The sequence below is a fragment of the Chryseobacterium sp. ERMR1:04 genome (genome assembly GCF_001297705.1).
GTDB lineage: Bacteria > Bacteroidota > Bacteroidia > Flavobacteriales > Weeksellaceae > Chryseobacterium.
Window position 1 is genome coordinate 453,656 of record NZ_LIRF01000007.1, and the last position, 22,202, is coordinate 475,857.

A 22,202-nucleotide genomic window follows, 5' to 3' on the forward strand; every position below is an offset into this window, starting at 1 on the left:
GATTTTTATTCTTGTTAATTTAAATTTCATCTTTTTTTTTGATTTCTTTTTCATGAAAAAAGTGGTATGTAATTAAAATTTTTAATTATATATTTACATTTTAGTTGTTGATATTATTTAATTATGGTTATTCAATATATTATTTTAATATAAATATATTGTAAATAAATTAACCATATTTGAAAAAAAATAATAAATTTACAAGCTCGAACTAAAGTGTAAAAAAATAAAGAAAAGAAATGCGAGGTAATGGAGCTGTTTAGTTTTTATAATGTAGAAAATTTATTTTTACCCGATCCCAAACCAATTCATAAATTAGATCCTACAAAATCAGGATTAAGAAATTGGGACGATAGAAGATATAAAAACAAGCTTTTTAAGATAGCGCATGTTTTTCAATTGATGAAGGAGGAGAATGGAGTATTGCCATTGATGATAGGTCTGTCTGAAGTATCCGGAAGGAAAGTATTGGAAGATCTTATTGAAATGGAACCTTTTAATTCAGAATACGGCATCATCCACTACAATTCTATGGATGAAAGAAAAGTAGATGTTGCCCTGTTATATGATAAAAATAAAGTAGAAGTAATAGATTCAGAAACGATTACTTTCTTCTTTGAAATTATAGATAAAAACACAGAAAACTACGACACAACAAGAGATGTATTGTATTCTAAAGTGAAATATAAAGGAGAGATTATTAATGTATTTGTCGCTCATCTTCCCTCAAAGCGAGAAAAAGACATTAATAAACCAAAAAGGACCTTTATATTGAACGAAGTCCGGGGGCGGATTTTGAATATTATCAATGAAAAGGAGCATGTAATCTTGTGTGGTGATTTTAACGAGAACCCAGATGATGAAAATTTAGTAAAAATTCTCTATAACAATGCTCATGAAAAGGTATTAGAAAACCCTTTCCAGCAATTGTTTTCCGCAAGAAAATATTCTACTTTTCATTATAAATCCGGATTACTGTTTGATCAGATTATATTATCAAAATCATTATTTGATAATAAAGGTTTATCATTTCACAATGCTGAAGTGTTCAACTCTGAAAAACTAAGCAGTAGGAACAGGAATTTTGAAGGCAGGCCCTTCCGAACTTATGCTGGCACACGGTATTTAGGCGGGTATAGCGATCATTTTCCGGTTCTTGTAAAATTTAATGATTTATAACACAATGTAAAAACATAAATAATTTAAAAAAGTAGAAAAAATGAAAAATTCAACAAGTGCAAACTACCATTTAGATTCAATCGACAAAGAAATCATCTATATGTTGATGGACAATGCTAAAACTTCTTTAGCTCACATTTCAAAAAATGTAGGAATTTCAACAACAGCTGTACACCAGAGAATAAAGAAACTGGAGCATGCAGGAGTTATTGAAAATTCAATTTCATTTCTGAACCCTAAAAAAATTGGATATAAAGTTATTTCGTACATCGGAGTATTTTTAGATCAACCAAGTCATTATCCTGAAGTGGTTAAAGCTTTAAAAGAGATTAATGAAGTGGTAGAAGCTCATTATACCACAGGAAATTACACTATTTTCTTGAAGGTTCTTTGTAAGGATAATGATCACTTAATGACAATTCTTAACAAACTTCAGAAGCTAAAAGGAGTGACAAGAACAGAAACTTTCATATCTTTGGAACAAGGTATTTACAGACAATTGAAAGTATAATAGATTATGAATATTGCTCAATATTTGGATTCAACATATTTGAAAACTCCGGCACAGTCTGGTATTTCAAACGAAGAAACTTTACAGAAAAACAAAGAACTTACACAGGAAGCTATCGATAACGGTATTCTTGCAGTAATGATTCGTCCGGATTACGTATCCGAAATCAAAAAGTATATTCAGGAAAAGAATGCAAATGTTATTGTTGGTACGGTGATTGGTTTTCATGAAGGAACATATTCTGTTGATGAAAAAATCGCGGAAGCCTCAGAAGCAATAGAAAACGGAGCTGACGAATTAGATTTTGTAATTAATTATAACGTTTATCTGAAAGGAGATCTATCATTGGTAAAACAAGAATTTGTACAGGGTACACAACTGTGTATTCAACATCATAAAGTAGCAAAATGGATTATCGAGATTGCGGCTTTATCGGATGAACAAATTGCTGATCTTACGAAGCATATTTCCAATTGGGCGGAAGAGAATTTTTCTGAAAATGATCTTTCACAAATTTTTGTGAAATCTTCAACAGGTTTTTATGAAACTACTGGTGGGAAACCTAACGGAGCAACATTTGAAGGGATAAAGATTATGCTGGATAATGCCGGAAAACTTCCCGTAAAAGCAGCTGGTGGTGTAAGAACTCCTGAAGATGCTGAGAAAATGATCAATATGGGAGTAAAAAGAATAGGGACTTCTTCAGCATTAGGTTTAATTAAAAATCAGTCTGCATCCGAAGGATATTAAAATATTCAATTAAAAAATAAAAGAAAGCCATCAAATTTTTGATGGCTTTCTTGTTTATGCTTGGGTCTGATATTCTTCGTAAAATGCTTGGGTTTGTTTAATTACCTCGTCCATTTCTTCTAAAGTATATACCTCTAAGAATTTTCTTCTGAAATCTTTAAAATGAGGAATTCCACGGAAATAATTGCTGTAATGCTGTCTCATTTCAATTAATCCTAATTTTTCGCCTTTCCATTCTGCACTCCATTCTGCATGTTGACGCACAGCCAATAATCTGTCGAAAATTGTGGGTTCCGGCAAATGCTCTCCGGTTTTAAAGAAATGCTTAATCTCATTAAAAATCCAAGGATAACCAATCGCTGCACGACCGATCATAATTCCGTCGCAGGCGTATTTTTGTTTGTATGCTAATGCTTTTTCAGGAGAATCAATATCACCATTTCCGAAAATTGGAATTTCGATATTGGGGTTTTGTTTAATTCTTGAGATATGCTCCCAATCAGCTTCACCTTTATACATTTGTCCACGGGTTCTTGCGTGGATTGTGAGTGCCTTAATTCCTGTTTCCTGTAAACGCTCTGCAACTTCATCAATATTGATAGAATTGCTGTCCCATCCTAAACGTGTTTTCACTGTTACAGGTAGGTGAGTAGAGCTTACAACAGCTTTTGTAAGACGAACCATTAGGTCGATATCTTTTAAGACACCGGCTCCGGCTCCTTTACACACTACTTTTTTTACGGGACAACCGAAATTAATATCTACAAGATCGGGGTTTACAGCCTCTACAATTTTTGCAGACATAGCCATTGCTTCTTCGTCTCCTCCAAAGATTTGGATTCCGACAGGTCTTTCGTAATCGAAAATGTCTAATTTTTTTCGACTTTTCATCGCATCACGAATTAACCCTTCAGAAGATATAAATTCTGAATACATAAGGTCTGCACCATGCAGTTTACACAAGCGTCTGTAAGGAGGATCACTTACATCTTCCATGGGAGCTAACAAAAGCGGAAATTCCGGCAGTTCTATGTTGCCTATCTTTATCATGCTGCAAATTTACGAAATTATAAACAGTAGAAAAAAGATCTTTTTTGGTGTTTATGTTGGGAATCAAATTAGTGTTAAAAATACTTAATTTATTGATTTATATTTTGTTTAATGTTGTTTAATTTGATGTTATTTAGGTTTTTATGATTTTTAAATGGATATTTTTTATATATTTATAATCAAATCCAAATATTAATACCATGAAAAAAATTCTATTTTTTATTGTTGTAAGTGCTGCAGCAATAAACTTAAATGCACAAGTAAGTTTAGCTGCTACAGCAGGCACAACAACCGGAACTTATACTACATTAAAAAGCGCATTCGATGCCATTAATGCAGGAACACATCAAGGAGCTATTAATATTAGTATTACTGCAAATACTACAGAAACGGCTACAGCTGCATTAAATGCAAGTGGTGGAACAGTAAGCTATACTTCTGTTTTGATAAAACCTGCGATTGGGGTAACGGCATCAATCTCTGGAAGTGTAGATAACCTAGCTCTCATTAAAATTTCAGGAAATAATGTGACAATAGATGGTAGTAACAGTGTAGCAGGTACAACTAGGAATCTTACTCTTACTAATACCTCAACTACTGCTCCACAGGTATTAACGGTAATTGGTGCTACGGCAGCAACTGCTGTTTCTAATTTTACAGTGAAAAATACAAATATTATCAACGGAGTAAATACGTCGTCTGCTTTTGTAATGACTAATGGGGCGGCCACTCCTGCGGGAGGCTATTTTAATAATACAACAATCCAAAATAATTCAATCCAAAAAGCATATATAGGTTTATATATTTTTGCTGCCGTTGCTGTGGGTAATGGCTCAGGAACTCTAGTAAAAGATAACTCACTAGATGTTTCTGGTGCAAATGCGAACCGACTTGTAGGGGTTTATTTACAAGGGGTAGATGGAGGTTCTGTACAAAATAATACAATTGGAAATTTTGAATCTTTGAATGCCGAAATTAAAAGAGGAGTATGGTTTGCAACAGGAACTGTTAATTCTTCTATTACTGGAAATACAATTACCAATCTTAATTTTACAGGTACTGAAACTACTGTGTCAGCAGGGGTTACAGGAATTTCAATTTCTTCCGGAAATACGGGAGCAGTAGCTGCTGCTAATGTCATGGTGAGTAATAATACTATTTCTAATTTTACATCTGTTGGAACAAGCCCTCTTTTTGCAGGGGTATATCTTGGAGGATTAACAAGTGGAGTTACCATAGATAAAAATAAAATAAATACGATAAAAAATACCAATACAGGAGGATATGGTTCGCAAGGAATGTATTTGGCTACAACAAGTACAGCAGCTAATACATTAATAGCAAATAATATTATTAGTGGTATTTCTAGTAATGGTTATGCAGCTTCAGGAGGTGTTAACGACAATGGTAATGGTATTGTCATGGTTTCGGGAGCTGGTTATAAAATATATTATAATACAGTAGCGATGAATGTAAACCAAACGGTTGCTGGAAGACCTTCTGCCTTTAATGTAACAACTGGAATAACAGCTGCTGGAGCAATAGATCTGCGAAATAACATTTTTGTAAATTCTCAGACTCAGGCGGGGGATAGATATACTATTTATTCTAGTGCTGCCAATACAGTTTTCTCTAATATTAATTATAATGATTATTTTTCTTCAGGTACCAATCTTGGATTTATAGGTTCTGCCAGAATTAGTTTGGCAGATATACAAACAGGTTTTGGAGGAAATGTTAATTCTATCAATGTTCTTCCTGTTTTTGTTTCTGCTACAGATTTTCATTTAGCATCATCGGGTAATAATACTCTTGATAATAAAGGTACACCAGTTACAGAAGTAACCGTAGATGCCGATGGTAATGCGAGAAATGCTACAACGCCAGATTTGGGTGCCTATGAATTTACAGCGACAGTATTAGCCGTACAGGATATTGCTAAGAAGAAAATTAATTATTATCCAAACCCTGTGGTTGACTTTGTCACTATTAATGATGTGAATAAAATCAAAACTGTTGAAGTGTATAATGCAGTTGGGCAAAGAGTTATTGTTGAAAATGCAAATTCAGAAAAAGCTTCCATAGATATGAGACAAGTTCCTGCTGGTGTTTATATCTTGAAAGTTAATTCAGAAAAAGAATCACAATCTATAAAAATTATTAAAAGATAAAACCAAATAAGAATTAAAATTATGACCCGGCTTTTAGTCGGGTTTTTTGTTTTATGAAATGGGAAAGTTGAACTTTAAAATTTAGATTAATTAGAAACTTGCCTTCACCTGCATACTTCCGATATGTATGGTTCTGTCGCCGGAATTTCGTCCTTCGTAATTTAAATTAAGCTGTAAGAAAGAGTTGATGGCCTGTTGAATGAAAACACTCCAAACCTGGTTTTTTCCGGGCTTTAGACCATCCAACATTTGGTTTCCAACGATGCTGAAATTATTACCATTAAAATTATTATTGATGAATGAGAAGTTTCCTCTGATGGAAGTTTTCTTACGATCCCATTGTATCGTTCCTGTGATGTCAAAAGCTTTTAGGAATTCCTCGCCATCAATTCTTTGTTTTTGACGGAAAGCCGAAGAAAGTTCAGCCTGAATAGCATCCGTAAATTTATAAGTTGCTTTTGGCTTGGTCTCAAAATTATTTAAACGATAATCTCTCGTAGCAAATAGCTGCGATGAATTCTGAATATCATGAACTGAATTTTCCCAATCTACCCTGAATTCTTTATTAAACCAATATCCAACATTTAAGAAATGAGAAATCTGCTCCCTTTCTTCATTACTGAAATTGGCGTTGATTAAGTTATCATTGGAAATAAAACGGTAGTTACCATTCCATCCTGATTTTTCTGTTGGACTGAATTGAACAGACGCTAAAATATTTTGATTTTTTAAAATCTGATCTGCACTTTTTTCAAAAGGATTCAGTACTAAAACTTTATCTTTTTTGTAGAATGAGTTTTGTGAATTTAAAGAGATGTTAAAATTCCAACGTTTTAAAAATTTATTTTCAGAATTAAAAACAATGGATGGATTAACAAATAAGGCTAATTGTATCTTATTTTTATTGGAAGCAATATACCGTACAGAATTGGTGTAAACCCTGATGTATTGTGCTAAATCTGAATACTCTGCAATTTCAAATTCATCAAGTTGTTGAACGCCGTCGCCGTTATAATCGGTCCATTTATAAATACCTTGTCCGTCCGTAACTTTTAGATATTGGAATTCTCTTTGCGCTTCCTGCCCATTTCCTAATTCATAAAACGCCTGCAAACGCATCCCATTTCTGAAAAGCTGTTGGTTATAAAGAATATTTCCTACCACGAAATCATTATTTCTGGAAGCGTCAATATCCTGATTTTGGTAGAAGAATTTTCTGTAATGAATTAAAGCATTTAAGGTTGTTTTCTCTGTTTTGATAAGTTGACTTTCTACCATAACCCCTAAAATATTATTCATATTTTGAAGTCTGTTATCGCGCACAGAGTCATTATCTCTCATGTACACTTTAGCCAATAATTTTGTTCTCGTACTATCACCAATTTTCTTTTGAATAAATAATTCTTTCCAACTGAAACTGGTGACATCCATTAATTGGGTATCGTTATATTTTTTCTCGTTGTGTTCCATACTTCCACCAACTGCCCAGCTTCCTTTTTTGCCGGTAAATTCGGTTGAAACACCACCTCTGATGAATTTTGTATCTTGTTGAATAGCGTTGGTATTCAAATAAGATAGATTTCCTTTTGTGAAAAATTTTCCTTTGATCCAGCTAAAATCCAGATCATTTTTCATCCCTTTATAAGAATCCTGTTCATCCAGATAATTGATACGATAGTTTAAGGTAGATTTATTATTCCATTTGTTAAGGAAACTGAATATAAACCTGTTTTGAGTTCTACCACTGAATTCCTGAGCTAAGTTAAAGTCTCTGGAGAATTCTACATCGTTGATTCTATCTAAAATATGGAATTGTTTATCGATATGTTGATATTCAAAACTTGGAGTTCCTTTCCAATTATTTTTTGTAAAAGTTTTATTTCCGAAAATACGCCCTGCGTACCCAATATTCTGATCAGAATCTTTTGAAGAGAATAAATTCAGGTCATAATTACTTAAGGAGAAATCAGCTCCTATTTTTCCGTCTTTTAGTAAAAATTCAGAGTTTACAGAGTATACCTGAGATTTTTGAGGGGAAGGTAATTTCCTTACAGCTCTATAGTCTCCTGCATTCGGTCCTACGTACTGAAAAACACGGCCATTATTAGTGGTTTGTGTTATTTTGTAATCTCCAAGATTCACCCCGAAATAGGTGTATGAAACCTGATAAAGACTTTCATTCGCATCTGTAGAGAATTCGTAATAATTACCATTAGGATTTTGTACTAATCGATATAAAATTTTATTAACGTCATATTCAGTTAAGACCCCTGATGGAGCGTACATCAAATTAGGGTCATTTCCAGCGTTGGCTAAAATTTGCTCATCTTCTTTAGAAAGGTTTAAGGCAAGAGGGGCATTTTTATTATCATTTTCCATGAACCAGTTGAAACCGATTTTCATTTTCTCTCTTGTATGCTCTAATTTTCCTGTAAATAAATATCGGGAATAATTTCTATTCGCATAATTATAAGAAATGGTAATAAAGTTTTGCTGGAAAATAGGACGGAAACTAGTAAAAGTAACCTCACCTGTATTATAATTAATAATGTAGTCCTGGTTTTCACCACGCTTCATTAAGATACCATCAATAAAAACCTGCTCAGAACCTGAAATCAGTGTGATAAACTGTTCGCCATTTTTACCTGTTAAACGATAAGGTCCTTGGTTACCTTCAACCCCTTGAAAACGTACTCTGTGAAATTCACTTCGGGCAACGCCCATTGAAACGTCTACAAAAGTTTTATTATCCTTTCCAAATTCTGTTTGGAACTCAAGTCCCATACTTCGTCTTTGGTATTTTGCAAAATAATTTTTAGATTCAACCAAATCTAAATGTCCGGCTCTAAGAATTGATTTGTCCTTAATATTAAGCTGCATATAGATCTTATCAAACTCCTCTAAAGTCTGGGTATATCCATCTGCCTGAATTGGTAAGTTGTGATCTGAAATACTGGCTAAAATAGTAACGTCTTTTGAAAGCCTTCCTGAAATTTGAAGGTCCATCGAGCTTTGTACAGACTGCCCCTGATTGTTACCAAATGTAATTCCCCTAATAATAGAACCCTTTGAGTTTAGCTCTCCTAAAAATCGTTTTTTATCATTTTTTGCAAGTACAGCCTCATCTACAATAATTCTGTTGCTTGTCCTTACAAAGTCTAATGTATCTTTTGTAAAAATATCTTGCTCAAGTCTTGCAGCCAAGATACTATCCTTTTTTATACTGTCTTTTGGAATGTTAGGGTTTTTCCACGAAAACACCTGAGCATTAGTAAATGTAATGCTCATAAAAAATATAATGAATAATAGAATGAAATTCCGCAAGTTCTTGGAAAATAATTGGTAAAAATAACTAAAAATTGTTTATAATTAAGGTTTTAACATTATTAACAAAAATTTATGCAATTTATTGTGATGGAAATAAAAATACTTGTATTTTAGCCGTCTAAATTATTAATAATTAAATTTTCAAACCATGAAAAAACTTTATTCGTTAGTTGCTACAGTAATGATTGCAGCAACAGCATTTGCACAGACTACTCTTTTGTCAGAGAATTTTGGAACTACATCTACATTTCCGACGGGATGGGTAAGTACAAATACCTCTAATGGATGGAATGCTAGTACAGCTTCTGGATCAACTGGTTATGCTGGAGTTTCAGGAGGAGCAAATGCAGTATTTGTAGGAACTGGTTCAAATGGAGTTACACATACATTAACCTATTCTAATTTATCAACAGTTGGATATAATAACATTAATATTATTTGGGGAGGAAGAGGGACTGGTACCTTTGCTCAAAATATTATTTTTCAATGGAGTACTGATGGCTCTACATGGAATGACGTAACTTATACATATGTTAAGAATGGGAATAGCTGGGCTCTTGTAAATGGGGGTGTTGCTATACAATTACCGGTACAAACAGAAAATACGTCAACTTTAAGTCTTAGATGGTCTTCAGTAACAAGCAATAATGGAAACTATAGAATTGATGATATAAAAGTTGTTGGTAGTAGCGCTGGATCACTTTCGACAAACGAAATAAAAGGAAGAAAAAACTTATTCATTAAAAATACAGTTGTGAAAAATGATATTACTTTTAGTACTAAATCAGATGTGAAAATTTACAACATTGCAGGTCAAGTTGTAAAAACGGCAGTAGTTTCTGAAAATCAGTCACTAAATGTAGCTGATTTAAAACAAGGGACTTACATCGTAGCTGGAACTGTAAATGGTCAATTAGTATCAGAAAAAATCATTAAAAACTAACTTTAACAATTTGTTAATTATATACCGCCACTTTGTAAAAAGGGCGGTTTTTTTGTAGTTTTACGTCATACAATTTAAAACTTTATATTATGAAAAAGATTTATTCTTTATTTGTTGCTTTAGCAACAACAACTGCTATTTTTGCACAGACGACGATAACTCAATGGAATTTTGATGCGAGTTCAACAGCTCCATCTACAGGGACAGGAACTTTAACTTTAATTGGAGGTGTTACTCCAAATACTTCTAATGCTTGGGTTGGTGGTAATCCAGGTACAGGAAAAGCATATTCTACGCAGACTTATCCTGCTCAAGGTACAGCTTCAGGCACAGCAGGGGCACAATTCTCAGTAAATACAACTGGATATAGTAATATTAGTGTATCTACTGACTTATATGGCTCTAATACACAATCAAAATTTGCTCAGTTACAATATACTACTAATGGGTCTACTTGGGTAAACGCTACAGCAGCTCCTTCTACGGTTACGGGTAGCTATTCTACTGTAACAGCTACGATTCCTGCGGCAGGTAATAACAATGCAAATTTTGCAATTAGAGTTGTTATCGTTTTCGACCCAGCAAATAACTCTACTTATACCCCGGTTGGTAGTTCATCATCATATGCTACTGGCGGTGCTTTAAGATTTGATAATGTTACCATCACAGGAACTTCTGGTTCTTTAGCAGTTACTGATCTATCTAAAGTAAAAGGAAGTTTCGTTAAAAACACTTTCGTTAAAAATGAAGGAATTACTTTTGGAGCTCAAGCTAAAGATGTAAAAGTTTACAATATGTTCGGACAGGTTGTAAAATCTGCTTCTGTAAAAGAAAATGAAACTTTAAATGTTTCTGATTTGGCTAAAGGTAGTTATATCGTTACAGGAACGGTTAACAACCAACCAGTTTCTCAGAAAATTTTGAAAGACTAATCTGAAATATTCTTTTTAGATATACAACCGCTGTTTCTTTGAAGCAGCGGTTTTTTATTGATTAATAAAAATGTGAGTTTTATTAGGTAATCTTTTGATAGTGTGTTTGTTTTATTCTTCGTGTTTGAGTTTTTAATTTAAATTTTAGGTATTATTTTTGCACTTTAATGATAATATCACACAAAACAATATTATCATGAGAAAAATTTTTACTATTATCGCATTAGTTTCGACGGTTGCATTAATGAATGCTCAGATTGTTATCAACGAAATATACGGCGGCGGCGGAAATTCGGGGGCAACATTGAAGAATGATTTCATAGAATTGAAAAATATAGGTTCTACTACCTCTTCTCTAATAGGAGCAACCATTCAGTATGCTCCGGCTGTTGGGGCATTCACACAATATCATACTTTACCAAACATTAGTTTAAATCCCGGACAAGTTTATCTTATTCAGGAAGCGACGGGTGGGGGAGGAACTGTGAATTTACCAACTCCGGATTTTATAGCAACAACAGTTATTAATTTTAACGGAACTTCAAATCCATCAATAGGAATTGGAATTGCCGTTACTTCCGGTAAAGTTGCGCTAGCGAGTAATTCCTCACAAGTTACGGGACCTGCAGCAGGCAACGTGCTAGATTTTGTAGGATATGGATCTGCGGATCAGTTTGAAGGCGCAGGACCTGCTCCATCTCCAACGACTACGACTTCCATTACAAGAATTTCAGGTGATACCAATGACAATACAATTGATTTTACCATTGCAACAGCCTCTCCGGGAAATTCTTCAGGGGGAACATTAGCGGTTTTTGATACGAGTAATAATTCTAAGAAATTTAATTTTATAGAAAATGCATTTGTAAAAGATGATGAACTCCTATTTGGAACTGAAGTGAAAAATATTAAGATCTATAACTCAGTCGGAGGAATAGTAAAAACAACTTCGGCGAAAAATATTTTAAGTTTAGATATCTCCGATCTTCCGGAAGGTGATTATATGGTGACAGGAACCATTAATAATGAACCTGTATCTCAGAAAATATTAAAAGATTAGGCCTATCATTTTAATACATATAAAAACAGCTGCAATTGGTAGCTGTTTTTCTTTTTAATACCAACCTCTTCTTGCTGCATTGATGATTGATCCTAAATTAAGAACCAAAGTATATCGTATACGTCTTGCGTAATCTTTAAATGAAGGTTCAAATCCTAAAGAAGATTGAATAGGGAAATAAACTTCCAAGAAATCCGGGATTACTCTTACTTTTATCCCTGTATCCCAAATAAACTGAGTCGGTTGATCTTTGTTTTTATAAACACCGGCATCAGCATATACATGAAATATTTTCCAAACACTGGAATCTACATTCACAGAAGTAATCCATTTATTAACACTTCCGGGAAGAAATGATTTGAAACCACCATCTGCTAAAATAAATTGTTGAGATAAAATTCCGCTGTTGGCGCTTTGTCCCAAAAGATTATAAGAGAAAGAATAATCAGAAACTCTGGAAATACCATAATTAAAAGTATTGTTTCTGGTTTCATTTCTTACAAAATAACCTCCAAATAATCTTACGCTTAATTTTTGTTTAGGGGCAAATTCCCATCTGTAAAAGGCTTCAGCAGTAATTTTGTTAAAGTCTTCCATTCCTTGGGTGCTTACGCTTAAACTTTTTTCGTGAATCATTTGGCTGTCGGAATATCCATATCCAACGCTCCAAAGATTATATTTATGATAATCCTGATTAGCCACCATAATCGGGTTAAGATCTCTTTCAAAATAAGTATAGGAAAGGCCAATTCCTCTGCTCACAGTACTTCTAGGATTTTTTCTGAAATTGATATTAGAGAATAGAGAGGCTTTTCTATATGCAAGATCATAATCATAATGAAAGTAAGACCCTGAAACGCCAAAAGTCAAGCTTCTGATAATACTTTCGGCAGGTAAAAATGAATAGGAAACAGCTCCTGATCCTGTTAGTTTTCCTGTTCCGGTACTATATGTTGGGGTTACAGAATACAAAAATTTCTGATCGAAAAAAGATTGATTTTTAAAATTGAATCCTACAAGAAATTTATCATAGGTATTATTAAACCGAACTCTCGGACTTACATAAATTTCATTGAATTCAGGATTAGGAATGTCTTTTATCAGTTTTAATTTAATTTTTTTGTGTTTGAAAAAATACCTTTTGCATACACAAAATTATCTCGATATTTTGATTCTGGGAAGATAAAATCATTATTCAAGGTGATCTTATAGATATCTAAAGCTGGAATAGAAACTATTTTTGTTTTTTCATTTTCCTCTGTTTCTATCCAATATTCTTTTTTCTCTTTTGTTTCTTTGGTCTCCGTTTCCAGTTTTACAGGAATTGAAGAAAGTGTATTCTTATGAATATTGATATTTAAAGAGTCATCTTCTTTTCTGAACCTTTTTAATTTAAAATTAACCCTATTTTTTTTCTCTAAAAATGCGGCTAAATAGTTGGTAGTTTTATCCTGTTCGGCAAGTTCTTTCAGGAAATCTTTTGGGTTGATCTGCGTATCACTATTTTTAGCAATATAATTTTTTAACAAATCATTGAATTTTTCATACCCCATTTTATTGGCAGAGAAATTAAACAGACTTCCTGTTTCAAAACTACTGATCGCCATGTCATTAAAATTACTCAGAACAGTAAATTTTTCATCAATCTTCTGATCAAGATTTTGGGACATGATGTATTGGTAAGCCAACCCATAACGGTCAATCAACTTAACTTTTGAAGCATGAAAAAGCTTTAAAGGTTTTATTCCGAAAACCTTAGTTTCTGGCAATGTTCCTAAAAGTTTGGTTTCTGGATAGAATTTATTTAAATATTGAATTTCAAGATAAGACTTTAACCCGTTTTTAAACCAATGATTGTTTTGTTTATCTGCAATGATACTTTCATCAAGAATCTTCTTAGCAATGATCCCGAAATAATCCATATCCGTATTTTCAGCTTCGGCGAAAAGTTTAAATCTGAATTTCCAAAACAGAATGTCATTATTTCCAAAGAAATCTTCTTTATCTCTAAATTTTTCAGAAATAAACAACCTTTCAGGAATAGAACCTATTTTTTCTTTGATGAATTGTAATTGTAGAGGCAAGTAAAATTCTAAATTCTGTTTCTCTTCCGGTTTTAAATTATATCCGAATTTTATTTCGGTGTTAATATCCGGAGTATTTATTTTTATGGAAGGAAATTCATTTTGTGAGATCAGAAATTCAGGATCAGAATCCAAATATCCTTTAAAAGAATTCATCTGAATTTGCTGAAGATTACTTTCTATGAAATAATTAACGGGAAGGTCAAAATTAATAGTCCAGTAGGTATTGAAGCTAATAGATTCTTCAATATCATGGTAATTTCTTTGAGAAATATTGTCCGGATCAAAATGATCCGGAACAATAAAGAAATATTTTAAAGCTATATTTTTATCAGATGTTCCGTAGCCTGTAAATTTTTTATCAGGCAGCTGCATCTGATATTGCAGTTGTAATTTTACACTTTCACCGGGTTTTAAAGCTTTAGCTAAAGGAAGAAAGAGATTCTCTTCTGAGATATTATTTACAGCAATATCCTGATGATAGGCACTTTTAACGGTTAAGTTTAAAAGTTTCCCCTGTTCTTCAGGTTTTGCGAAATGAAGATCGTTATTTCTGTCTTCCAGTTTTCTGTAAACCAACGAAGTACCTCTTTTTCTATAAGCTGAAACCCAGTTTAAAAGTTTTACGGTATTTAAATCCTTTTCAGAATTGTTGTGGTAAATAAGTTCCTGATTGATAGTCAGCGTTTTTTTATCCGAAGATAATTTTGCTTCAATATAAATGCTGTCTTTCTGTGCAGAAACTTCTACAACACCCAAAAACAAAATAAGACAAATACTAATAACTTTTTTCAAAATTCTGATAAAGTACCAAATATAACTTATTTTGAATAGATTTCGTAAAATTTTAGTTCTGAATTGCTTTTTTTTCTAAAGAATTCAAATATGCTTTCCAACCTTCATTTTTATAAGTGATAGAAGCTTGTTCAGGGTTATCAGATTTATAAATTCCTCTTCCTACAATGATGAAATCAGTATGAAGGGTTTTAAATACATGTTCAGGAGTGTTATACTGTTGTCCTTTTCCGTCCCCTGAATCTGCTAAATTCACTCCTGGAGTAAATAATAAGATTTCTTCAGGGATAGCATTTTGAGAAACACCTCCAATTACATTAGGATGAGATAAAGCTACTTTAAGCGCTTCTTCTCTATAGCTATTGGTTGTTAAAGTTCCTTTTGAAGACATTCCGATGATGGCAACAACACCTACATTTTTGAAACAGTCTAATGATTCAAAACCTCCGATAACTTGAGACGTTACAAAATCTGCCCAATCTGTAATTTTGAAAACGCCGCTTGTAAACTGTAGTTCCTGAGTGTTTCCGATGTCGGCAAATTTTCTGTCTTCCATTAATAAGAACTGGTGTTTTTCAGCCAAAGCTTTTAATGGAGTAATTGTTTTTTCATAATCGAAATCAGAAATAATATCGATATGCGTTTTTAAAGCAATAACGTGGGGACCTACTTTTTCGGCCAATTCCAATAATTCCTGAGTGGTCGTAACATCTGCAGAAGCAATAAGATTGGATTGTTTTGCCAATGCAGTCTCTAATAATTTTTTAGAAACTGAATGCTGAGCATTTTGTAGTTTTTGTTCGTAAGAACATCTTGTTTTTTCTTCAAACTGAATATGATTTCCTTGAAGGAAATCCTGAATTCTTTTTACTTCTTCATCACTAAGATCTCCGGTTTCCTGAAGAATTTCGCAAACTTCTGAAATATTGAAAAGGGTATGAACTCTAAATCCTTTGCTTTCTAAAAGTTGTTTTCCGCCTTGCTCTCTGTCAAGAACTACAACGATATCGGCTACTTTTAGATCTTCCTGCTCAATTTCGGCGATTGTTTCTACTAAAGATTTTCCTGAAGTAATTACATCTTCTACCAAAAGACAGTTTTGCCCTTTTTGGTAAATTCCTTCGATCATTTTTTTAGTACCGTAATCTTTCGCTTCTTTTCTTTTAATAATCAACGGAATGTAACTTTCCAAAGACATTGCTGTTGCCATTGGAAGTGCTGCATAAGGAACACCGCAGATCAAATCAAAATTATCTAAAGGAAGCATTTCCAATAAATAGTTAGCAAGATTTTTTAAAATTTTAGGATCTGAAGCTAAAGGTCTTAAGTCTACATAAAACGGACTTTCAATACCACTTTTTAAAGTGAATCTTCCGAATTTAATGATACCTAGTTTGTAGCACTCCAAAAAGAATTCTTTTTTACTTTCCATTATTTTTTATTAGATGTTGCAAATTTAAGGATTTGAAAGGGAATTGTAAAATGTGAAAGGGCAATTGTGAATTTTAGTTATTAATAGTCAATTTTGCTTTGCAAGTGAAAAGACAATTGTTAATGATCTAGCGGGATTTACTAGGTGTGAATTATTAAAATTGGAAGCGAAACTAATTGAGTTTTCACCATTAACAAAAAAGACACTCCGAAAAGGAATGTCTTTTATTTATTTTAAAATTTGAGCGTCAATTAATTTTGTGTCACCAGAACTGTATTCCCTTTCTGCTTCCCAAAGTAAAAACTTATCTACTTCTTTTATCAGCTTAGGAATGGTTAGCGACAAAACAGCCAAGTCATCTAAAACGCCTAAAACAGGTATGGCAACCTCGGGTAGTAAATCTATAGGTGAGATCACATAGAGAAGTCCTAATAATGGAAGAATCATATCAATGGAGCTTACAGGATACAATCCCTTTTTCCACATTTTCACCATTCTGAATATATCAGGAATTTTTTTTACAAAACCTTTATGGTTAATAGCCTCTTTTGCCAAATTTAATTTTGAGTACTTCATTATGTGTTTGGTTTTAAAATAATTTTTTTACGATGTAAATTTCGCAAATTTTATACCAACTCAATACAAATTTTAGTTAAATATTACTTAATAATATTATCAATGAACTGATGGGTAGATTCTGTGTTCCAGTCTCTTGATGCATCTTCTTTTATTAATATCCTTCCTGTTTTATCCAATAGAAAAGTTGTTGGAAATACTTTAGGCAACAGCTTTTCTGAAATAGGGCTTTGAGCAATGTAAACGGGCGCGTTATAATTATTTTCTTGTAAAAATTTTCTTATTGCCGGTTCCTGATCATTCATTGCAATTAATACAAAGTCTATATTTCCTTTTCTTGTTTCATATAATTTTTGAATAGAAGGCCATTCTTTCCTGCACGGAGGACACCATGTTCCCCAAAAATTAAGGAAAATAGGTTTGTCTTTAAATGTTTTAAGATTTGTGCTTGGAACATTGATTCCCTTTAATTCAATATCATAATCTTCTTCATTAATATGTACCGCATTTTCAATGGTTGCAATCGGGAAGAATAGGGTTTTTAAAGAATTTCTTATTCCCGGAACAAAAGCAACTACACCAATAATAGCGAGTAATACGATATAGATTATATTTTTTTTCATTTTTACTTTTTAATAAAAATTGTTTTAGATCTGTAAATTTTCAATTACGAAAAATTAATTCTGTTGAGATCCTTCGACTCCGCTCAGGATGACATCGCTAATACTTATTGTCTTTTTAGATATTCTTTAATTATAATAAATCTAAAATCTCCTGAACAGAATCTTTTCCTCTGTTTTTAGCATAATATAATTGCAGATCATTATAAAACTGATCTTTTGTATACGTTTCAGGATCGGCTTTATGTTTCATTAATAATTCTTTACCAAATTTTGGACGCGGTCCCCAAGAATCTTTAAGGTTAAAATCTTTATCTAAGATAATAACTTTAGGAATAGACTCTGTTCCGTTGGTCAAAAATTGGTTGATCAAACTTTTATCGCTGTCTCTTAAGAAGATTCTAACTTCGTTGTGACCTTCGAAAAATTTAACCAAAGCCGGAACGGTTGCGCTTGCATCGCCACACCACGTTTCAGAAATAATTAAAATTTTTCCGTCGAAGTTTTTAGATGCTAACTCTTTTAATTGCTCTTCATCTGGAGTATACTTTTTTAAAGTTCTTTCCATTCTCTGAAGTCCCAACTCGTAATATTGTTTGTACTCTATTTCTTGTTGAGTGGTAGGATTTGCTAATCTTTCTTTTCCTGTATTTACATAGTCTTCGAAAGAAATTCCTTTATCCCAGTAATTTTTCATACGATATGTTGATATTAAAAATTATTAATATTTCTTGTTTTGTTGATCAAAAATAAGTCTGCTAATACAAAAGCAGCTAAACTTTCCACTACAGGGACAGCTCTTGGAACTACACAAGGATCGTGTCTTCCTTTTCCTTCCACAATAGCCGGATTCCCATATTTATCAACACTTTCCTGAGGTCTTAAAATAGTGGCAACAGGTTTGAAGGCAACACGGAAATAAATATCCATTCCGTTAGAAATTCCACCCTGGATTCCACCAGATAGGTTAGATTTTGTAGTGAAATCTGTGTTGAAACCGTCGTTGTGCTCACTTCCTGTCATTTTAGCTCCACAAAATCCGCTTCCATATTCAAAACCTTTACAGGCGTTGATATTCAACATTGCTTTTGCTAATTCTGCCTGAAGTTTAGAGAAAATAGGTTCACCAATTCCCACGGGAACATTTTTGATCACACAAGTAATGGTTCCGCCAATGGTGTTTCCTTCTTTTTTGATCTCTTTGATTCTTGAAATCATTTTTTCTGCTGTTTCTGCATCGGGGCAACGAACTTCATTGCTTTCGGTTTTAGAAAAATCTAAATCCTGATACGGTTTTTCACAGAAAATATCGCCTACAGAAGAAACGTAAGCATTGATCTCTATATTTGATAAAAGTTGTTTTGCAAGAGCTCCTGCTACAACCCAGTTGATTGTTTCTCTTGCTGATGATTTTCCACCGCCACGATAATCTCTGATTCCATATTTTTGATCGTACGTGAAATCTGCATGACTCGGACGATAAGAATTAGCGATGTGATCATAATCTTTCGATTTCTGATTTTCGTTTTCGATGATAAAACCAATTGGAGTTCCCGTTGTTTTTCCTTCAAAGATTCCTGAAAGAAATTTTACAGTGTCACTTTCTTTTCTTTGTGTAACAATAGCTGATTGGCCGGGTTTTCTACGATCTAATTCATACTGAACTTGATCAAGATTGATTTCCAAACCTGCCGGAAAATTATTGATGATTCCACCATAAGCCACACCGTGACTTTCTCCAAATGTTGTAAGACTGAGAAGATTACCTAAAGTATTGAACATGATACAAAATTACCGATTTTTCTTCATATAATAAAGTTTCTGTATGAGTTCTATTGATCAGCGCTTTCGATAGTATTAATAATGTTTTGCGCTTCCTTTATCTCTTCTGGAGTCATTTTTTTCCAGATAAATCCCTTTTTGATATTATTTTGATCAATAAGCTGCGGAAATATTTCTGCTTTTACATCATCAAAAATATAGCTTGAGGAAATAGCAGGAAGCTGAGTGTCAAAGCTAAAAGGATATTTTTTAGAAATATTGAATTGTAAATTTCCAACCTGATGTGCCGTGAAATTATTATAAATATAACTTGATGGTTTATACAATTGCTCTTTTTCAAACTTTCCCATAAACTTACTTAACCGGAAACTTGGGGTGTATTTTTGAATAAGATTTGGGAATGATAAAAATCCTATAAAAAATAAACTTAATGATGCAAAGACTATAAAAGCTTTCTTTTGGGTAAAATGATTAATGAACATTACGAAAAAGATCACAAAGAAAACATCAATAAAAAATCTGTATTGTGCGGAAAATAAAAGAACTAAAATGCTTTTTATAATGAGTGAAATACAAATAAGCGTAATGATTTTATTCTTCTTAATAATGGTAAAAACAATAAAGATAAATAATGTGAGGATGAAAAGAATATTGATTTTTGATTTTATTCCTTTTAAAAAAAGCCAGTTTTTAATATAATCTATCGAAGTAAAATGTTGTATTTCCTGATAAGAATACTGCATATCATAAGTTTTTAAGATCGCGTATTGTGAGGAAATTCTTAAAACTTCAGAATTGGGTTTCCAGCTGACCCCAATATCTCCAACAGAAACAGGAAATATGGGGTAACCAAAGACCCAGATGTTTTTAATAAAAAATAAAAGAAGAATTAAGGTTCCTAAAACTAAATTTTTATAATTTGACTTTACGATAAAGATAGAGTAGAGGAAGCTTAAGATGGGAAGCCAGATCATAGTAGGCTTTATGGCAAAGACAAAAACTGAAAAACCAATCAATAATGAAGTTTTCTGATTTCCGGAAAGAATTTCTTTTAAAATGATTAATGAAAAAACAATAACAGGAAGATCCGGACTTGGCGATTGTGAAAACAAAAGTAAAATAGGAATAAAACAAAGTTGAATCCAGCTTTTCTTTTCAATAATATAAATGGAGTAGGCTATTAATATGATCGCATTAATTCTTAAAAATGGATCTGAGAAATTAGAAAATCCCGCCTGAAAAATATGCCAGATAGACATTTGCCCTAAGGTGAGATCCAGATTTGAAATTCCTTTGACCAATCCGTATTCTGTGAGCCATTTTATAGTAGGAAGATAATATCCAAAATGATCTAATATATAAGGATAATAAGAACTCGCTAATAAAATGACACAGGAAATTATACCAATGGATAAGATGTCTTTTTTTGAAAATGAATAGAACTGCTTATATAATTTATCCTTAATAAAATAGAGGAGTCCTGGTAGGATGGTACTTATTTCCACGTAAATATTCAAAGCAATAAAAAAGGATAGAATGGTCCAGAGTAAGCTGATGCCTACTATTCCGGATAAAACTTTCCCTGAAATTCCATCAAATAAAGAACCTAGTATATTCTCTACGATTTTTCCCCAACCGATTAAGGTCGGAATTAGAAGAATTGATGAAAGTAAAATTAAAATCATAAAAAAAGATTGCCTAAAAATAAGCAATCTTTTAAATTTATTGTGAAAATATTAATTATTTTGGCTGTACTCTACCATCTTTTCTATCGCCAGATCTACCAATTGTATATCCTGTTGCGCCTCCTACAACACCACCAATTACAGCACCAAGGCCTCTGTTTTTCTTAGCAATAAGAGCGCCTGCAGCAGCACCACCTACGGTACCAATGATTGTACCTTTTGCAGCTTTACTCATTCCTTTTTTCTTTGTAGTACCTTGTGAAGCAGTGTTTCCGTTGTCTGCGTAAGTACCATTATTAGAACTTGAGCTTGACTGTCTGTCTCTGTAAATAGTTTTTGTCTCTCTTATGATCTGTGGTTTTGAATTATTGGCAGCTGCAGTTTTAGCTTTTTGAGATTCTACGATGCTATCTGCTTTTTTCTGTGCTTCATAAACCATTTTTTCTTTTTCAATAGCTAATTTTTGTTTTTCTATGTCAAGCTGTTTTGTCTGGAATTCTATTTTCTGCAGTTCCAGAGATTTTTCAGCAACTTGATCGTTTTTCTTACAGGCGGTCATTAAAAAAACTGACAAAAGCCCTGTTAATACTATATTCTTCATAACTCAAATTTTAATAAGGATGTATTAACATAGTATTTTCAATTATGAAGCCAACCTTTAGTTAAGTAATGTTAAATATTCTAAAAAAAGTTTAAAATACTATTTTTTATTAATGTTGGGTAATCTTATTTTTTATGTAATTTAAGTTTTATATACTTTGTATGTTTGAATAATAATAGTCTATAATCTTATTATTGTTTTTATTTTTATGTTTTTACTAGTTGTTTATGAATATTAAACAATTGTAACATTATAAAATAAATCACCATTTTTACATAAGAATTTATACGCTTGTAGATTTAGTTTTTTTAAATAGATGTCCTGAGAGTCAATTATAGCTCAATATGTGGTAGATTCTGATTATCAGATTGAAATCAACATTTATGTTAATGTAATAATCCAATTGAAAGGATAAGGATTAATGGAAAATTAGTTTATATTTGCAATAGTAAAGAGTTTGTTTAGATATTTTTTTGTGAAAATTATTAGATAAATAGATTTTTATTCACTTATTATAGAAATAAACAGTAAATTTGAGTTTTCAAATTATACATTAATATTAGAAGATTTTACAAAATATTTTTTGATATCAATCTCTAATATTTGACTTTATAAAAGATAAAATAGAGCAATAAAAGTTGCTACTTACGATACTCTATTCGGGTTTTCATTTCCGGATAGATTTTTTTCATCATTTGTGTTTT

General features: G+C 32.5%; 18 protein-coding genes. 7 read left to right on the forward strand and 11 right to left on the reverse strand.

Going from position 1 to position 22,202, the window contains the following annotated elements; genetic code table 11:
* Positions 1–249: 249 nt before the first annotated feature.
* The 3 genes from AMQ68_RS16770 to deoC are packed head-to-tail and all read left to right on the forward strand — an operon-like array spanning position 250 to position 2,440.
* Positions 250–1,179, forward strand: coding sequence for an endonuclease/exonuclease/phosphatase family protein (locus AMQ68_RS16770; RefSeq protein WP_054511754.1), 930 nt, complete (start codon positions 250–252; stop codon positions 1,177–1,179).
* 40 nt (positions 1,180–1,219) lie between these two features.
* Positions 1,220–1,690 carry an Lrp/AsnC ligand binding domain-containing protein gene (locus tag AMQ68_RS16775; protein WP_054511755.1) on the forward strand — a complete coding sequence of 157 codons (471 nt, stop codon included), beginning with the start codon at positions 1,220–1,222 and terminating at the stop codon, positions 1,688–1,690.
* 3 nt (positions 1,691–1,693) lie between these two features.
* Positions 1,694–2,440 carry a deoxyribose-phosphate aldolase gene (gene deoC, locus AMQ68_RS16780; RefSeq protein WP_054511756.1) on the forward strand — a complete coding sequence of 249 codons (747 nt, stop codon included), beginning with the start codon at positions 1,694–1,696 and terminating at the stop codon, positions 2,438–2,440.
* A 54-nt stretch (positions 2,441–2,494) separates the two neighbouring features.
* Here the strand turns inward: deoC and dusB are convergent, their stop codons facing one another.
* Entirely contained in the window at positions 2,495–3,490 is a 996-nt protein-coding gene (gene dusB, locus AMQ68_RS16785; protein ID WP_054511757.1) for a tRNA dihydrouridine synthase DusB, read from the reverse strand.
* 200 nt (positions 3,491–3,690) lie between these two features.
* On the opposite strand from dusB, the gene AMQ68_RS16790 reads away from it, so the two are divergent.
* A complete protein-coding gene (locus AMQ68_RS16790; RefSeq protein ID WP_054511758.1) occupies positions 3,691–5,661 on the forward strand; it encodes a T9SS type A sorting domain-containing protein in 1,971 nt (656 codons plus the stop codon).
* Between the two features lie 90 nt (positions 5,662–5,751).
* Here the strand turns inward: AMQ68_RS16790 and AMQ68_RS16795 are convergent, their stop codons facing one another.
* A complete protein-coding gene (locus tag AMQ68_RS16795; RefSeq protein WP_054511759.1) occupies positions 5,752–8,949 on the reverse strand; it encodes a hypothetical protein in 3,198 nt (1,065 codons plus the stop codon).
* A 220-nt stretch (positions 8,950–9,169) separates the two neighbouring features.
* Here AMQ68_RS16795 and AMQ68_RS16800 point away from each other — a divergent pair, with 220 nt between their 5' ends.
* The 3 genes from AMQ68_RS16800 to AMQ68_RS16810 all read left to right on the forward strand — a co-directional run bounded on the left by AMQ68_RS16800 (position 9,170) and on the right by AMQ68_RS16810 (position 11,923).
* The gene (locus AMQ68_RS16800; protein WP_160317996.1) at positions 9,170–9,931 is read left to right on the forward strand and encodes a T9SS type A sorting domain-containing protein; all 762 of its coding nucleotides are present in this window, start codon (positions 9,170–9,172) and stop codon (positions 9,929–9,931) included.
* Between the two features lie 89 nt (positions 9,932–10,020).
* Positions 10,021–10,863, forward strand: a complete 843-nt coding sequence (locus tag AMQ68_RS16805; protein WP_054511761.1) for a T9SS type A sorting domain-containing protein — start codon at positions 10,021–10,023, stop codon at positions 10,861–10,863.
* Positions 10,864–11,059: 196 nt separating this feature from the next.
* Positions 11,060–11,923 carry a lamin tail domain-containing protein gene (locus AMQ68_RS16810; RefSeq protein WP_054511762.1) on the forward strand — a complete coding sequence of 288 codons (864 nt, stop codon included), beginning with the start codon at positions 11,060–11,062 and terminating at the stop codon, positions 11,921–11,923.
* 54 nt (positions 11,924–11,977) lie between these two features.
* Here AMQ68_RS16810 and AMQ68_RS25685 read toward each other — a convergent pair whose 3' ends face one another.
* The 9 genes from AMQ68_RS25685 to AMQ68_RS16850 form a co-directional block, all read right to left on the reverse strand.
* Complete coding sequence (locus AMQ68_RS25685; RefSeq protein WP_241775161.1) at positions 11,978–12,895, reverse strand: hypothetical protein; 918 nt, start codon at positions 12,893–12,895, stop codon at positions 11,978–11,980.
* 134 nt (positions 12,896–13,029) lie between these two features.
* Complete coding sequence (locus tag AMQ68_RS25690) at positions 13,030–14,802, reverse strand: hypothetical protein (RefSeq protein WP_241775162.1); 1,773 nt, start codon at positions 14,800–14,802, stop codon at positions 13,030–13,032.
* Between the two features lie 52 nt (positions 14,803–14,854).
* On the reverse strand, positions 14,855–16,234 hold the full coding sequence (gene pyrF / locus AMQ68_RS16820) for an orotidine-5'-phosphate decarboxylase (RefSeq protein WP_054511763.1): 1,380 nt from the start codon (positions 16,232–16,234) through the stop codon (positions 14,855–14,857).
* A gap of 228 nt (positions 16,235–16,462) precedes the next feature.
* Positions 16,463–16,810, reverse strand: a complete 348-nt coding sequence (locus AMQ68_RS16825; protein ID WP_054511764.1) for a YkvA family protein — start codon at positions 16,808–16,810, stop codon at positions 16,463–16,465.
* A gap of 83 nt (positions 16,811–16,893) precedes the next feature.
* Positions 16,894–17,433 (reverse strand): TlpA disulfide reductase family protein, encoded by a 540-nt coding sequence (locus tag AMQ68_RS16830; protein ID WP_054511765.1) that lies wholly within the window; start codon positions 17,431–17,433, stop codon positions 16,894–16,896.
* Positions 17,434–17,563: 130 nt separating this feature from the next.
* Positions 17,564–18,127, reverse strand: coding sequence for a thioredoxin family protein (locus AMQ68_RS16835; protein ID WP_054511766.1), 564 nt, complete (start codon positions 18,125–18,127; stop codon positions 17,564–17,566).
* A 14-nt stretch (positions 18,128–18,141) separates the two neighbouring features.
* The gene (gene aroC / locus AMQ68_RS16840; RefSeq protein WP_054511767.1) at positions 18,142–19,212 is read right to left on the reverse strand and encodes a chorismate synthase; all 1,071 of its coding nucleotides are present in this window, start codon (positions 19,210–19,212) and stop codon (positions 18,142–18,144) included.
* Between the two features lie 50 nt (positions 19,213–19,262).
* A complete protein-coding gene (locus tag AMQ68_RS16845) occupies positions 19,263–20,897 on the reverse strand; it encodes a hypothetical protein (RefSeq protein ID WP_054511768.1) in 1,635 nt (544 codons plus the stop codon).
* A 55-nt stretch (positions 20,898–20,952) separates the two neighbouring features.
* Complete coding sequence (locus AMQ68_RS16850) at positions 20,953–21,498, reverse strand: YMGG-like glycine zipper-containing protein (protein WP_054511769.1); 546 nt, start codon at positions 21,496–21,498, stop codon at positions 20,953–20,955.
* Positions 21,499–22,202 lie beyond the last annotated feature (704 nt).

Excerpts from the sequence above, each read along its gene's own strand:
- AMQ68_RS16835 (WP_054511766.1), bottom strand. The coding sequence starts at position 18,127 with ATGAAAAATTACTGGGATAAAGGAATTTCTTTCGAAGACTATGTAAAT.
- AMQ68_RS16850 (WP_054511769.1), bottom strand. The coding sequence starts at position 21,498 with ATGAAGAATATAGTATTAACAGGGCTTTTGTCAGTTTTTTTAATGACC.
- AMQ68_RS16790 (WP_054511758.1), top strand. The coding sequence starts at position 3,691 with ATGAAAAAAATTCTATTTTTTATTGTTGTAAGTGCTGCAGCAATAAAC.
- AMQ68_RS16770 (WP_054511754.1), top strand. The coding sequence starts at position 250 with ATGGAGCTGTTTAGTTTTTATAATGTAGAAAATTTATTTTTACCCGAT.
- AMQ68_RS16805 (WP_054511761.1), top strand. The coding sequence starts at position 10,021 with ATGAAAAAGATTTATTCTTTATTTGTTGCTTTAGCAACAACAACTGCT.
- aroC (WP_054511767.1), bottom strand. The coding sequence starts at position 19,212 with ATGTTCAATACTTTAGGTAATCTTCTCAGTCTTACAACATTTGGAGAA.
- AMQ68_RS16845 (WP_054511768.1), bottom strand. The coding sequence starts at position 20,897 with ATGATTTTAATTTTACTTTCATCAATTCTTCTAATTCCGACCTTAATC.
- AMQ68_RS16800 (WP_160317996.1), top strand. The coding sequence starts at position 9,170 with ATGATTGCAGCAACAGCATTTGCACAGACTACTCTTTTGTCAGAGAAT.
- AMQ68_RS16830 (WP_054511765.1), bottom strand. The coding sequence starts at position 17,433 with ATGAAAAAAAATATAATCTATATCGTATTACTCGCTATTATTGGTGTA.
- AMQ68_RS16810 (WP_054511762.1), top strand. The coding sequence starts at position 11,060 with ATGAGAAAAATTTTTACTATTATCGCATTAGTTTCGACGGTTGCATTA.
- AMQ68_RS16795 (WP_054511759.1), bottom strand. The coding sequence starts at position 8,949 with ATGAGCATTACATTTACTAATGCTCAGGTGTTTTCGTGGAAAAACCCT.
- AMQ68_RS16825 (WP_054511764.1), bottom strand. The coding sequence starts at position 16,810 with ATGAAGTACTCAAAATTAAATTTGGCAAAAGAGGCTATTAACCATAAA.
- dusB (WP_054511757.1), bottom strand. The coding sequence starts at position 3,490 with ATGATAAAGATAGGCAACATAGAACTGCCGGAATTTCCGCTTTTGTTA.
- AMQ68_RS16775 (WP_054511755.1), top strand. The coding sequence starts at position 1,220 with ATGAAAAATTCAACAAGTGCAAACTACCATTTAGATTCAATCGACAAA.
- pyrF (WP_054511763.1), bottom strand. The coding sequence starts at position 16,234 with ATGGAAAGTAAAAAAGAATTCTTTTTGGAGTGCTACAAACTAGGTATC.